Raw genomic sequence first — 14,826 nt, 5'->3', positions numbered from 1 at the left:
TCACTTTAATGAACCTTCCTTTTTGTTTTTATTCTCTTTTTGAAGAGTATTCCAGGACTCTAAAATTTCTGATGTAACGAGAGCAGCAATGTTTTTTTCTGAATTACTACCAGGAATAACGACAGAAACGGCAATCTGTGGATCTTCGGTAGGAGCATATGCAATGAATAGAGAATGATTGATCATTCTTGCTTGCTCATTCGGAAAACCTGTAATACCTGTTTTACCAGCGACGTCGAAGGGCAACTTTTTAATCTCCTCTATATTTTGACTCATTCCACCTTGTACGACACTCCAAAAGTTCGTCGGGTAACGATTTGAACTTTCTAAAATTGGTTTAAACTTTTTTGTTTCTTTACCATCTTGACCAATAATAGCACTTGCCATTTGTGGTTTATATTTATCACCTTTACTTGCTAAAGTTGCTGCATATTGAGCGAGTTGAAGAGGAGTATGCACTTCATTTCCGCCCCACGAGGCATTTAATAAAGCGGAGATTCCATTTTCAAACTTATTAGAAGGATGGAATTCATACTGACCGTCTTCTTCAAAGGGTAAATCAATCCCGGTTTTAGAACGTAGGCCGAATTGCATTAAATAATCTGTCCATATATGTGCCACTTTTTCTATATTGCCATTATGTTGGTTAAATAATGGAAGAGCTACTTTTGCTGTCATAAATGTGTTAGATGAATTAATGATAGCCTGCCTCGGTGTAATCTCACCTGTTGGTGTTCCGGGTGCATTTGTAATGTTATTTTGATTATCATACTCAAAAGTACCGTTATCTAAATACGTATCTTCAGGTTGAAAAAGCTTTTCGTTTAATCCAATTAAAATAGTAAGTGGCTTTATAGTAGAAGCCATATTTACATAAGATTCACCATATTTTAATTTTTGAATTGCTTTATTTTGCGAAAGTGATTTTATGTTATTTATTTTAGTTGTTACATGTGTATGTAATATATTTGGATCAAAAACTGCTGAATTGGCCATAGTTAAAATCGTGCCAGTTTTTGTATCGCTCACTACAGCATAACCAGCTTTAGCATCAGGTAATTTCTTAATTTGTGATCGTAATGCTTCCTCTGATTTTTGTTGCAATTTAGAATCTAAAGCTAGCCTGATATCCTTACCTTTTTGTACTTTTTGAATGTTCCATAAGAACTCTTTGTTATTCATTTTAAAAATAAGAGTTTTACCCGGTTTTCCTTTTAAATCATCTTCATATTGCAGCTCAATCCCACTTTTTCCAACCGGCATATGCTTTGAATTAAGGTTATTTTCTACATACCCAATTACCTGTGAACCAATTTCATGTTTAGGATAATATCGAATCCATTCATCTTTAATTATTACATTATTCGGTTTGTTTTTGTTTATGAATGCAAGTTCATTCTCAGCTATATCAGAGTATAACGGTATATCATGCATAGTCTGTTTTTTACAAGATTGTTGTAATTGAGATTTTATGCTCTCTGAAGAAGTATCATGTTGAAACTTACTTGAAAATTGATCGAAAAAAGCTAATGTGTTTGATATATCTTGTTTCGATAGCTTTTCATCATTAGAAGTACAATATAGAGACTTAACTTTCTTATTTGTAGCTAGTATTACACCATTTTGATCAAAGATTTTTCCTCTTTCGGCTGAAGAAGTTGCGATAGTAACTGAAATGAAGTTGATTTTAAATAAAATTAGTAAAATCAAACCTACAATAGAAAGAACCGCAAAAAATCCCCATTTTTTTATTTTTGTATGTAACATAAAATCCTCCCTTTTGTAGCCTACTTCATCTTATAGTTAATTATTTTTTTTGTAAATGTGGAACAACTTTATTATTTAGATTGTCTATTAAGTACTACAGCATGAAGAAAGGAATAATCAGTATGAAAAGTTACTAGTCAGCCTATGTGTAAATATATTATGAGTCACATTGCAAGCGACAAAAAACAAGTGAGAAAAAAGGAAGGGAGATGTATTAATTACGCGGCTATACAAAAAGGAATTAATACTTACAAAGATTTAGAAAAAAAGATAAGACACTATTTATAACCGAATAATGGTTTCAAATATATAGGGAACGTTTAAGTATTAGTGAGGAGTTTCGGAAGAATTATATGGAGGATTTATGAAAGAACAAAAAGGAAAGAAACAGAAGACATATATATCTATTCGGTTAAATATCATGTTCCTTTGCATATTTTTACTATTCTCAGCTATTATTATGCAGCTAGGGAAAGTACAAATTGTGGAGGGAGAGGCTTATAGGAACCAAGTGGAAAGTAGTCAAAATGCAATAACTAGTATTCCAGTTCCACGTGGACAAATTTTAGATCGAGAAGGGAAAACAGTCGTTAATAATAAACCTCTTCGCACAATTACGTATACAAGGGTAAAGGGGATTACGAGTGAAGCTATTTTAAAAACAGCAAAAGACTTGGCGGAAGTACTTAAAATGCCCGAACAAGACATAAATAAATTAACCGATATCGATAAAAAAGATTTTTGGATGCAGTTGAATTCGAAACGTGCGGAGACAAAGATTACTAAGAAAGATATAGAAACGTTTAAAGAAAAGGATATAGAGGGAAAAGAGTTAGATAAAAAAATAGAAGACTTAAGGCGAGGTCGCGTTACAGAAGGAGAATTGGCAGAATTAACAGCACAAGATTTAAAGGTGTTAGCTATTAAAAGTAAAATGAGTTCGGGTTATCAACTAACACCACAAATTATTAAAAAGGATGTAACAGATGAAGAGTATGCGCGGATAAGTGAAAACCTTGCGAAATTTCCAGGAGTAGATGCGACGGTTGATTGGGAACGTAATTATGTAAACGGAAATTTATTTCGTTCTGTATTAGGAAATATTACGAGTAGCGAAGAAGGTTTGCCAAAAGAAAATTTAGATTCTTACTTAGTACGTGGATATAACCGGAATGATCGTGTCGGAAAAAGTTATATTGAACAGCGATATGAAGATGTATTACTTGGTACAAAAGAAGAAGTGAAAAATGTTACTGATAAAGCAGGAAACATTATAAACACCGAAATAATCTCTAAAGGAAAAAGTGGTAAAAGTTTAACATTAACGATTGATATGGAATTACAAAAGAAAGTGGAAGAAAGTATAGAGAAAAACTTGAGAGCTTTTAAGAGTTCTGAGCCGCTACTCGATCGAGCTTTTGTCGTCATGATGAATCCAAATAACGGACAGATTTTATCTATGGCAGGCAAAAAGATTGTAGAAAAAGAAGGAGTACTAGAGATTGAGGATTTGGCATTAGGTAACATGACAACTTCGTATGAACTAGGTTCTGCTGTAAAAGGTGCTACTTTATTAACGGGATATGAGACAGGAGCAATACATCCAGGAGATCAATTTTATGATGCACCGATGAAATTTAAAGGTACACAAGCCAAGAAATCATGGAATGTATCCGGATTTGGTAATATTAATGATTTACGTGCTTTGCAAGTATCTTCGAATGTATACATGTTCCAGACGGCTTTAAAAATTGCTGGAGTTAATTACGTACCAAATGGCTCATTGGACATTAAACAAGGAGCATTTGATACGATGCGCTATTATTTCAAGCAATTTGGTTTAGGTGTCCCAACAGGTATTGATTTACCGAATGAAATAATTGGACAAACGAGAAAAGTAGATAGTCAACCTGGTTTTTTACTAGATTTTTCTATCGGTCAGTATGATACGTATACGCCATTGCAATTAGCTCAATATATTTCAACGATTGCGAATGGTGGTTATAGAATGCAACCTCAAATTGTACAAGAAATACGAGAACAATCAATTAAAGAAGAGGTTGGTAAAGTTATTCGTTCTATAGAGCCTGTAGTATTAAATCGGATTGATATGAAGACAGAATATATTGATCGAATAAAAGAAGGGTTTAGATGGGTATTCCAAGAAGCGGATGGAACTGGCGTAAAGCATTTCAAAAATGCTCCATATAAACCAGCAGGAAAGACAGGGACAGCCCAAACTGTGTATGGTGGAGATGATCCAATTGGTAGAAATGCAAAAGGAGAACGTATGGAATGTTACAACTTAACGTTAGTTGGATATGCTCCATATGATAATCCAGAAGTAGCATTCTCAGTAGTAGTTCCGTGGCTTCATAATGATAAAAGTGGAATTAATTCTATAATTGGAAAGGAAGTTTTAGATGTATACTTTGATTTGAAAAAGCAGCGTATGCATGATGAAGCTGCTAGTACAGATACTTCGAATCAAAATTAGTAAAATTTGTGTACTTTTCTCAGGGAAGAGCCCCTGTTTGTATAAAGGCATTTATAAGTAAAAAGATGAAATGTGAAATAAGAGATAGCAGCGGTCATAGTTGTTATCTCTTATTTTATTAATAACTGTAATACGAGCGATAAAAATTTTTAAGTTTATGGAACAAATTTATTTCGGTGATTGTCTATTATATGTAAGTAAAAAAGTGTTAAGAACTTGAAAGGAATGATGATTTTGAAAAACAAGAGGCTGCTAAAAATAGGAATATGCGTTGGTATATTAGGTTTAAGTCTTACAAGCCTAGAAGCTTTTACAGGAGGATCACTGCAAGTTGAAGCGAAAGAAAAGAAAGGACAAATAAAACATAAAAATCAGGCGACGCATAAAGAGTTCTCTCAACTTGAGAAAAAATTTGATGCTCGATTAGGTGTATATGCGATTGATATTGGTACCAATCAAACAATCTCTTATCGACCTAACGAAAGGTTTGCCTTTGCATCAACCTACAAGGCTTTAGCGGCAGGAGTATTACTACAGCAAAACTCAATTGATACATTAAATGAAGTTATCAAATTTACGAAAGAAGACTTAGTGGATTATTCACCTGTTACAGAGAAACATGTAGATACTGGAATGACACTAGGAGAAATTGCGGAGGCTGCTGTTCGTTACAGTGATAATACTGCAGGGAACATTTTATTTCATAAAATAGGCGGACCGCAAGGGTATGAAAAAGCGCTTAGACAGATGGGGGATCGGGTTACTATGTCTGATCGCTTTGAAACAGAGTTAAACGAAGCTATTCCAGGAGACATTCGTGACACTAGTACAGCGAAAGCAATTGCTACGAATCTTAAAACTTTTACGGTCGGAAATGCACTTCCAGCTGAAAAACGTAAAATTCTTACAGATTGGATGAAAGGTAATGCTACAGGAGACAAACTTATTCGTGCAGGCGTGCCAACTGATTGGGTAGTTGCAGATAAATCAGGAGCTGGAAGTTACGGGACAAGAAATGATATTGCTATCGTTTGGCCACCAAATAGAGCACCTATTATCGTCGCAATTTTATCTAGTAAAGATGAAAAAGGGGCTACCTATGATAATCAACTCATTGCAGAGGCGGCTGAAGTTGTCGTTAATGCTTTTAACTGATAATCTCTCAATTCTTTATGTAATGTAATTGAAAATATGAACTTGGAAAGCGATCCTTTTTAATGTGAAAAGAATCGCTTTTTTGTATTCCGAATACATTTATAATCCAGGTAACAAAAGAATTAAATATATTATATGTATTATTACCAATAGCTATACTGGTTAAGATTCCTATGAAGGCGCTTTATCAGTAAGAGAAATATGTAATTATACATATTTCTTTTTTATAATGTTTTTATATGCAAAATCCTTTACATATGCATTATCGATTATGTTCAAAATGTCACAGGCCTTGATATGTCTGTAAAAACGTATCAAAATTTTACTTTAAGACACACGGTATATAAATTTTTGAATGGGCAAATTTCTCTTTTTTAGGAAGAGTAAAAACACCTACTATAAAAATTTTCACAACAGAGCCAGATAACGTGATAAAGTATTTATTGCTGTGCATGTAAATATCAAAAAAAGCCTTACAAAATGATGTTTGTATTGGTATAGCTTATACAATTTTAGGAAATTAATAGCATTTTATGACGTTATTATTAACCTAGTTTTCAAGAAATAGAGGTGAATGTAGGATGACTAAACCTTTTAAAAAAAATAGTCGTTATATGGTAGGGTTGGACAGTCTAAGGGGTCTAGCTATACTAGGTGTTATTTTGTATCATATTAATTTTAATTGGATGCCTGGAGGGTTTTTAGGAGTTACAGTATTTTTTGTACTTTCAGGTTATTTAATTACAGATATTCTAGCCATGGAGTGGAAGAGAAATAAGAGAATTGATTTGAAAAAATTCTGGCTTAGTAGGGCAAGAAGATTGCTTCCAGGAATGCTTGTTATGCTCGTTATGACATTGGCATGGATTACGATTTTTCATAGCTCTTTACTTGAAAAAATGCGTGGAGATTCATTAGCGGCATTATTTTATGTTAGTAACTGGTGGTATATTTATCATAAATTATCGTACTTTGATAATTTTAACCAGATTTCGCCATTAAATCATTTTTGGTCGTTAGCAGTCGAGGAACAATTCTATGTTGTCTGGCCGTTTATTATTAGTTTAGGACTTTACTACATAAAAAAACAATCCCGTATGATTTTGTTGATTTGTCTAGGAGCATTTGCTTCAGCTTTAGCAATGGCAATTTTGTATGAACCTGGAGTTGATCCGAGCAGAATATATTATGGTACAGATACGAGGGCCTTTTCATTACTTATTGGAGCGGTACTTGCTTTAGTTTGGCCAAGCAATAGGCTTGCTAATAAAATTATCCCGAAGGCGCGTTTCATTCTTGATGTAGTGGGTGGCATTGCTCTTATTATTATTTTGGCTATGTTTTGGAAGACCAATCAATATGATCCATTTCTATACAAGGGAGGAATGGTTCTCTTATCAATTGCAACAGCATTGTTAGTGGCAAATCTAGCTCATCCAGCTAGTCGCATTGCTCAATTTTTACGATTTAGACCTTTACGTTGGGTAGGGATTAGATCGTATGGCATATACCTCTGGCATTATCCAATTCTGACATTAACGACTCCAAAAGTAAATGCAGGTGATCTTTCAATAATAAGAGCAATCCTTCAATTTCTTCTAATAATATTGATTGCGCAAATTTCATGGAAGTTTATCGAAAAACCAATCCGACAAGGTGCGCTCCAGAACATTCAGTTTAAGAACTTAAGACTTCAAAATGTCACTTTAGGTGTTAAGTTAGCTTTAGTTTGTTCATTATTCTTTACGTCAATAGCAGTTTTAGGCTTATCAAATGCTAGTAAGGCTAAGGGGAATTATCAACAAGATAAGGTGGAAGCAGTACAAACACAACCGGCGCCACATCCAGTTGCTGTTTGGGAAAAACAAAATCAAGAAACGCCTCTAAATCAAGGGGAATCAAAAGAAGTAAATTCTGCACACCCTAAAAATCCACTCACAGTTACTGCGATAGGTGATTCCGTTATGATTGATATTACTCCATATTTAAAAAATACTTTTCCTGATATTAGGATTGATGCGCAAATTGGCCGTCAGCTGTCAAAAGCGATTCCAGTAGTTGAACAGTTAAAAAATGAAGGGAATTTAGGAAACTATGTCATTATCGGATTAGGTACAAATGGAGCCTTTACTACTGAGCAACTTGTTTCATTAATAAAATTAATTGGAAACGAACATAAAATAATATTTATTAATACGAGAGTGCCACGTCCGTGGGAATCAATTGTGAACGAGAGACTGAAAGTAACAGTAACTAAATATCCTAATGTAACTCTAGTTGATTGGTATGCAGCAAGTGCTGGAAAGAAAGACTACTTTGCACCTGATGGTGTTCATTTAACCAATGTAGGTGCAGAAGCATACGCAGTCCTTGTGGCTAAAGCGGTTAATCAATAATTAATTATATTTGATCAAATTCTTTTGCAAAGTTAGCTGAAATAAAAAAGATCTATGTTTGAAGAAATAAACTTTTGGCATTTAGCAATAATTCCTGTAATTCATAATACAATGACAAGCGAAGTTTGGTTGAAGACTTCGCTTTTTTGTACAGGACATGAATGGTCTCTATACCTTTTACTATACATATGGCATAACAAAAATGTTGAATTCCTGTGGTTTTAACAAAATGGTTGTCACTTTATATGTTAATAATCCTCTTCTGTAGGGTTCGCCGTTTTTTATTATATGTTATGTTGTAGTTTTTATATAAAGCATATTAAAAAGTGAGCGTTTCTTTCTGAGAAGTTTTGGGATTAATTTACTAAGGACTATGACAAATTTAAGAACAAGAAGAAAAGTATTTGATACTAGAATTCTGGAAGCTCTAGGATAGAAATTAAATGTTTTTGTAAAAAAAGAATTGACTTATATACTAGTTGTAACTAGAATAGTTACACAAAGGTGTAATCGAATAAGTTACATATGGTGTCTGTTTTTTGAAAAAAATGTGCACAGTTATCTTTTGTTAAAAATCAAATTTAATCTTTTTTGAAAGGGTTAGTTTTGAAAAATATATTAAGGTAACTCAAAAAAGAACAAGATATAAAAAGATGTACTTATATAAACCCGAAATTTAGCTGAGCTGGATAATAAAAATAAAGGTAGGAGATTTAAATGGAGACGAAACAAGATAACCTTATTTATGTATGGGACGCTTATTGTGGATGGTGCTATGGCTTTTCAAAAAGTATTAAAGGGTTTTACAAAAACCACACTGAAATGCCGTTAACCGTTTTATGTGGAGGTTTATTCTTAGATAATTTACCAATGAAAAATTTCTCATATATAGAAGAGGGAAATAAAAGAATTAATCAACTCACAGGTGCGGAATTTGGTCCTTCATATCAAAAATTGATGGAAGAAGGTACTTTTAAAATGAATTCGAAAGATGCTGCAATTGGTTTTTCGGCATTACGCTCATTAGCTCCAGACCGTTTGTTAGAATTCACTTCGGCTATGCAAAAAGCGTTTTATTATGAGGGACAAAGTCTAAGTGATCCTGAGACATATCGTAAGATTGCAATCGAGCATGGTTTGGACCCTGAACAAGTATTAGACCGCTTAAACGCTCAAGAAACAGTAATAGATGTCCAAAATGATTTCAATAAAGTTCGACAGCTTGGTGTTAATAGTTATCCTTCATTACTTTTACAAAAAGATAATCAAATTATTCCTATTGGTGGCGGGGTAATGACGCCAGATAAAATCGAAGCGCGTTTTAAAAGTTTATATTAAAAAATCTTAAGCTACAGTAAATTGCATGTAACGTTTTAAGAAAAACTACTATAAGTAAATGGACTAAACCTTTTTTATAATAGTTGATTTCAATTTGTATTTAAATAGTCCAATTTTATTATAGGCCATAGTAATAAACATATTATCTTACGCCAACTGACATTTATCTCCCGAATAATTGTTTGTGCTGTCACACTTTCAGGTGAATTGAATAGGGAGTTTCTATTTGAACAAGAAAAAATGTGTGATTTATTTAATAACTTTAACAAAAGGAGAGAAACATTCTATGTTTAAAACAATCGATACAAATCAAAAAGATGTAAAATTGACGGTGTTTAGTTCAGACGAAAAAAGTTTCATGGTCACTGCAACCTTAGTTGAGAAAGCAGGACATGCATTTTTAATAAACTCAAAATTTACGCAATCTGATTCGAAAGAAATTGTGGATTATTTGACAAACAATAATTTATCTCTAGATAAAATCTTTATCATCCATGGGGATCCTGATTACTATTTCGGGTTAGAAAGTATGAAAGCTGCATACCCAGAAGCTATAGCATATGCAACAGAGTCTACGGTTGAAAATATTGTTCATTCTGTATTAGGAAAATTAAAAGTTTGGAAAGGTGCACTTGGAGAAAATGCACCAAGCAATGTGGTATTACCTCAAGTGTTTAATGAAAAAACGATTGATTTTCAAGGACTAACATTTGAACTAGTAGGCTTAGATCAATACAGAACTAGCTTATTTAATAAAGAGCTGAAAGTATTAATTGGTGGTATTGATGTATTTAACGAAATACATGTATTCTTAGCGGATACTAGCTCAAAAGCGGCGATGGAGGCGTGGATTGAGAACTTGAAAGTGTTACAAGCATTACATGCTGACATAATTGTACCTAGCCATGGATCAATCGAAAAATCCCTAAATAATCAAGCACTTACTGCGACAATGGATTATCTAGGAACAGCAATTCAAGCTTCTGAGGAAAGTAAAACTTCAAAAGATTTTGTAGCAATACTTGAAGCAGCATATCCAGGCTATGCAAATAAAGGTGTATTAGAATTAAGTGCAAAAGTTGTAACAAAAGAAATGCCTTGGGGTTAATGCTATGAATAAATATCAAAAACTATTACATGAAACGTATGTGTTAACAGGTGAGGGAAAAATGGATGCTTTCAAAACGTATTTAAGTGAAAATGTATCTTGAACAGAAGCTGCTGGATTTCCATATGCAGGCACTTATATAGGTCCTGATGAAGTAGTGAAAAATGTACATGAACGTCTTGGAACTGAATGGGATAACTATAGCGCTAAAGATGAAATTTATGCTTTTAATAACAATACTGTTATCGTGTATGGAAAATATAGTGGAACATATAAAACAACAGGGAAATCATTTGTGGCAGATTTTTGTCATCTTTATGAGTTTGATGAGAACGATAAGGTTAAGAAGTTTATTCAAATTGTGGACAGTGCAACTGTTAATGAGGTATTAAGTTAGGATTACTAGTTTATAACTTGCCTCGTATAAGGAGTATTTTTAGAATAAATGTGTTCCTAACAATATCTCTTACATCACATTATGGGAAAAATTTTTCCTGTATCAAAGGTGTTAACGAAGATGAATTATAAAATTAGAAGAGGTAGGTATATATGAAAGTAGAGAAAAATTTAATAGTAATAATTATTTCTGTGTTTATTTTAGGAATTGTGTCAACTTTGATATTTCAAGCTTCAACTGGTAATACCAAAGGTCATTCAATAAAGGGCGAGAATGCTGCATCGGTATCGAAAGATAATGTGACAGAAAAAGAAAAGAATAAAAAGATGGTAGTTGATTTCTATAATGAAGTTTTTAACAAACATAATATCGATATTATCCCTAAATATGTAAGTGAAGATTATAAGCAACATAATCCTTTTGTTGCTGATGGACGAAAAGCCTTCATGGATTTCTTTAAGGAGGACTTTGTAAAAAATCCAAATTCCTCTGCAGAGATTAAACGTGTAGTAGCTGAAGGAGATACAGTTGCTCTTCATGTACATTCTCGTACTAATTCTCAAGATATGGGAGTTGCTATAGTGGATATTTTCCGTATAAAAGATGGAAATATTGTTGAACATTGGGATGTAATTCAAGAGATTCCAAATGAGGCAGCTAATAATAATACGATGTTTTAGGTAGAAGCTATCTCTAATATTTGTTTAATTGTTAGAGATATATAGAATTTTGAAATTTAGACAAGTTATGTTTTAAGATGAGTAAAAATAAAGGGATGTCCTAGATATGTTACTAGGACATCCCTTTTTGTTTTAATAAGATTTAATCTAATATGATGTATAGGGTACTTATTGTATGTATTTTTTATCATTAAATCACTTCATGATTAATGACAATCGCTTATGTCTTGAAAAACTATTCATTTATTTGAAATATAGTTTCATCAGGTCTAGAGAATCCATACAATTTCCTTGCGAACTTTAAAATACCTTCTTCGCTCTCTGTTAAAGTTTTAATATCGTTTTCATAATAACGTCCTATGATTTCTAATTCAGACAATTTTTTCTTTTCTTTATTTAGTGTAATTTGTTTTTCTTGAATCATTTGTTCTTGCTTATAAATGCAGATTTGAATGGAAATAACCATAGGTAGCATAAAAGCAAGTGCTAATAAAAGACGACGTCTTAGCTTTTTGTTCGTTTGTGGATTCTTTTTAGAATTAATTTGTATTTTTGAGATTGATTGTTGTGGTAGTGAATTTGGGATACTCCCCATTTTAATGCCTCCATTACCTATGTATAGAATTTAAACTGCTTAAAAGTATTATATATGCTAAATAGATAATTTTGAACTTATTTGTGTAAAGAGAAGTTTTATGAAATTTAAATAAAATCCCTATTTAGTCGCAAATAAAAAGCACCATAAAAGGTGCTCAATAACTACCACTGAGTTGATCATGATTATTTTACGTATGTTCCTGATAAATGTGCACTTTTGTATAAAAACTTTATTTTATCAATTTGTAGGTTGATACAGTTCCCCAAACGAAAAGAACCAAGTAAAAAAGTCTTTGTAGTAGGCCTGCAGGTAAGGGGAAAAGAAAAACAAGTGAGATAAGGATTGTTATTACTATTAAGCTTAGTAAACAGAAATATGTCCATTTTCCTGCTTTTTTAAGATTCTTAGCAAAAATAAATAATCCTGGAAATACAGTAAGCATACCTATCCAAACTAGAATAGAATGTCCAATTAGGTTTATATCTGCAGGAATTAATCCTGAAACTATAGTAGAGACTCCTATTATAAGTATAAAAAATGTTGCTATTTTATTAATTTTTGTTTTTTCTAGATGTTGTGAAATATATAGTACTCCAATACAAAATGTTATTCCATTAAGAATAAAGAGTAAATTCATCCAAAAGTGATTAGGGGAGCATATTTCATAAGGCGCTATTTTGTAGGTGAATTCTCCACAGGTTGTTACACCTAGGTCACTCATTGCATGATGCAAATAGTTATAAGGTGCTGTAGAAGTGAAAATAAAGAAAGGTTCAATTAAAAAGTATAGGCAAGTTGCAATCCAGCTAAATAAGCCAATCCTATTTGATATATACATTAGATTCCTCCCTTGAAAAAGTATAGTTCCATTATAGATGGTTACAATATTGAAAGTGAAAATTGTAAATTGAGAGTCGATAATTCTGTTCAATAATATAGGATTTTCTGGACAAATATGTTTAGCGGAAAGACGTATAAAAAATGGATGGAGCAAAACTTAACAAAATAGTTATTTGAAAATAACTAACGGCAAAAACGTCAGGCAACCAATTAAGTTGCCTGACGTTTTTGCACGGTAAAGGATAGATTCCTCTACAAAAGGGAGAAATAAAGAAAAATGTTTTTAAATGAAATTCATAAAGGATTGATAGGCACTACCGAGGGAAAATACCGTAGCTACCGCATGGGCAGTCCATTTAGGCTATTTAATTTTAATATGGTGTTGTGTAAGATTCCATATACGATATAAATGATCAATACAAATGCAACTAATTGAAGTGCTAACAAAAATAGTGGTTGTTCTAAAGCACTAAAGTCAAGTTGTTCCATTAATTTATCACACTCTTCATTTGATATATTAATATAATTAAAATGAAGGGTGTGGAAGTTTTTACTATAAAGTTTCAAATCTGTATATATTTTACGGTAGATAAGTGAATGTTAACCAAAACCCTACAGTATAAAAAAGAGAAGCGCTTAATCCGGACGCTCCTCTTAATGCCAATATACAATAACTATTCTATTATAATGTATAAGCGTAAAATATTTAACAATTAGCTATGTGGTAAAAATTTCATTTTGTGTTAGTTTAAAAATAAAAACGAGCACATAATAAAGTGCTCTCGTGACGAGATTCATTTTGTAAAGACGATTTTATAAAGAAAGGAACACTGAATATTATATGTGCGTGCAGTTAATTGAGTTCGTTTTTTACAAAAAAGAGCAGTTAGTAAAAGCTAACTGCTCCAATCATGGAATATGGTTCGAAATGGGTTGTCTATATTATTGACGGAATATTGAGGTTTATTCAGGGATACCTAAAGGTTTTCTTTTTAACTTAATCCATATACCACAAACAAAATAATGGCTAAAAATACAGATAATGAAAATGTTAGAAAGACTGTTATTATACTCCTAAGCATCGCTTTCCAGTTGCTTACTTTAGTTGTATTCTGCCATTATGCTGAGATTTGTAATTCTATTAAAAATAGTAACAGCTCGTCCAAACTTATCTAATCTATCTTACATAGTATGTAGTAATAAATTGAAAGGAGGAATCTAGTATGTCTTATTACTACGATGATTATTGTAAGGATTCCAAAAAGAAATATCGTGATTGTCATAAAAGCAGTAAGAGCTATGACGAATGTGATAAAAAACATGAGGAAAAGCCTTGGGTTAATGTAAAAGTAAATTGTTGTTCTGATGATAACGGATATAATCTTGTAAGAGCATCTGCTTTTAGAGCTGTGAGTACAGTTAATCAAAATTTGCCAGCAAATACATTTGTTAAAGTTTTATTCCAAAATGAACAATTTGATTTAGCAAATGAATATAACCCAGCAACATCTATTTTTATACCAAAGACAAGAGGTGTTTACTCTGTTATTGGAACAATTGTGTTCATTCCCAATACTCTAAACGTGAACTATAGAGCGCGGGTAGAAATTCGTGTTAATGGGAATCCGGCAATTGCAATAGATAATGATTTTTTTGGCCCAATAAACTTTGCTAATGTTGTAGCTGTTTCATCGATAATTCAATTGAATGCAGGGGATATAGTTGAGGTTTTTGCACAAAGTAGCGTAGCTGGAGTTATTTCAAATGTAGAAAATAGTACGCATTTTGAAGCCGCAAGATTCCCGTCTCCACAAGTATAAGTAGTATGAAATCTTGTCAGTAATTTTATCTAAATAAAGTCCCTAATTTATATTTGCCCTCCATAAATGCAGGGCTTTTTTCTTTGTAAAAAAGTTATTCGAAGAGGAAAATAAACGAATTTCTTCCTAGTTGTATAGAAAGTGGTGGGTGATATGAAGTGAAGCAAAAACACGTGTTAGCTCAAGAAGATTACATGAAAGGTATGAAGTACAAGGAACTGGCTGAGAAA

The 14,826-nt window shown here is 32.5% G+C and carries 10 protein-coding genes and 3 pseudogenes; 8 read left to right on the top strand and 5 right to left on the bottom strand.

Features of this window, described 5'->3' with window-relative positions; all coding sequences use genetic code 11:
* On the bottom strand, positions 1–1,767 hold the full coding sequence (locus QCI73_RS14975; protein ID WP_353823252.1) for a peptidoglycan D,D-transpeptidase FtsI family protein: 1,767 nt from the start codon (positions 1,765–1,767) through the stop codon (positions 1–3).
* A gap of 364 nt (positions 1,768–2,131) precedes the next feature.
* Here QCI73_RS14975 and QCI73_RS14970 point away from each other — a divergent pair, with 364 nt between their 5' ends.
* Both QCI73_RS14970 and bla read left to right on the top strand, forming a co-directional pair.
* The gene (locus QCI73_RS14970; protein WP_353823251.1) at positions 2,132–4,264 is read left to right on the top strand and encodes a peptidoglycan D,D-transpeptidase FtsI family protein; all 2,133 of its coding nucleotides are present in this window, start codon (positions 2,132–2,134) and stop codon (positions 4,262–4,264) included.
* A 228-nt stretch (positions 4,265–4,492) separates the two neighbouring features.
* Entirely contained in the window at positions 4,493–5,419 is a 927-nt protein-coding gene (gene bla / locus QCI73_RS14965) for a class A beta-lactamase Bla1 (RefSeq protein ID WP_412676132.1), read from the top strand.
* Between the two features lie 7 nt (positions 5,420–5,426).
* Here bla and QCI73_RS14960 read toward each other — a convergent pair.
* Positions 5,427–5,594, bottom strand: a pseudogene (locus QCI73_RS14960) (undecaprenyl-diphosphatase); the annotation flags it as partial.
* Positions 5,595–6,000: 406 nt separating this feature from the next.
* On the opposite strand from QCI73_RS14960, the gene QCI73_RS14955 reads away from it, so the two are divergent.
* From QCI73_RS14955 to QCI73_RS14935, 5 genes and pseudogenes are all read left to right on the top strand, one after another.
* Complete coding sequence (locus QCI73_RS14955; protein WP_353823250.1) at positions 6,001–7,815, top strand: acyltransferase family protein; 1,815 nt, start codon at positions 6,001–6,003, stop codon at positions 7,813–7,815.
* Between the two features lie 717 nt (positions 7,816–8,532).
* A complete protein-coding gene (locus tag QCI73_RS14950) occupies positions 8,533–9,153 on the top strand; it encodes a DsbA family protein (RefSeq protein WP_353823249.1) in 621 nt (206 codons plus the stop codon).
* 286 nt (positions 9,154–9,439) lie between these two features.
* Positions 9,440–10,261, top strand: a complete 822-nt coding sequence (locus QCI73_RS14945; RefSeq protein ID WP_306183052.1) for an MBL fold metallo-hydrolase — start codon at positions 9,440–9,442, stop codon at positions 10,259–10,261.
* Between the two features lie 4 nt (positions 10,262–10,265).
* A pseudogene (locus QCI73_RS14940) lies at positions 10,266–10,658 on the top strand (nuclear transport factor 2 family protein).
* 152 nt (positions 10,659–10,810) lie between these two features.
* Complete coding sequence (locus QCI73_RS14935; protein ID WP_000861923.1) at positions 10,811–11,338, top strand: nuclear transport factor 2 family protein; 528 nt, start codon at positions 10,811–10,813, stop codon at positions 11,336–11,338.
* Between the two features lie 235 nt (positions 11,339–11,573).
* Here the strand turns inward: QCI73_RS14935 and QCI73_RS14930 are convergent, their stop codons facing one another.
* The 3 genes and pseudogenes from QCI73_RS14930 to QCI73_RS14920 all read right to left on the bottom strand — a co-directional run bounded on the left by QCI73_RS14930 (position 11,574) and on the right by QCI73_RS14920 (position 13,265).
* The gene (locus QCI73_RS14930) at positions 11,574–11,933 is read right to left on the bottom strand and encodes an FtsB family cell division protein (protein ID WP_353823248.1); all 360 of its coding nucleotides are present in this window, start codon (positions 11,931–11,933) and stop codon (positions 11,574–11,576) included.
* A gap of 232 nt (positions 11,934–12,165) precedes the next feature.
* Positions 12,166–12,774, bottom strand: a complete 609-nt coding sequence (locus QCI73_RS14925) for a DUF998 domain-containing protein (protein ID WP_048554411.1) — start codon at positions 12,772–12,774, stop codon at positions 12,166–12,168.
* 285 nt (positions 12,775–13,059) lie between these two features.
* Positions 13,060–13,265, bottom strand: a pseudogene (locus QCI73_RS14920) (hypothetical protein).
* A 734-nt stretch (positions 13,266–13,999) separates the two neighbouring features.
* Here QCI73_RS14920 and QCI73_RS14915 point away from each other — a divergent pair.
* On the top strand, positions 14,000–14,596 hold the full coding sequence (locus tag QCI73_RS14915) for a complement C1q domain-containing protein (RefSeq protein ID WP_353823247.1): 597 nt from the start codon (positions 14,000–14,002) through the stop codon (positions 14,594–14,596).
* The last annotated feature ends 230 nt before the right edge of the window (positions 14,597–14,826 follow it).

Source organism: Bacillus cereus group sp. MG16 (assembly GCF_040459875.1).
In the GTDB taxonomy this organism is placed as follows: Bacteria; Bacillota; Bacilli; order Bacillales; family Bacillaceae_G; genus Bacillus_A; species Bacillus_A paranthracis.
The sequence above is the reverse complement of the archived record's forward strand: the minus strand, read 5'-3'. Positions and strand labels throughout refer to the sequence as shown.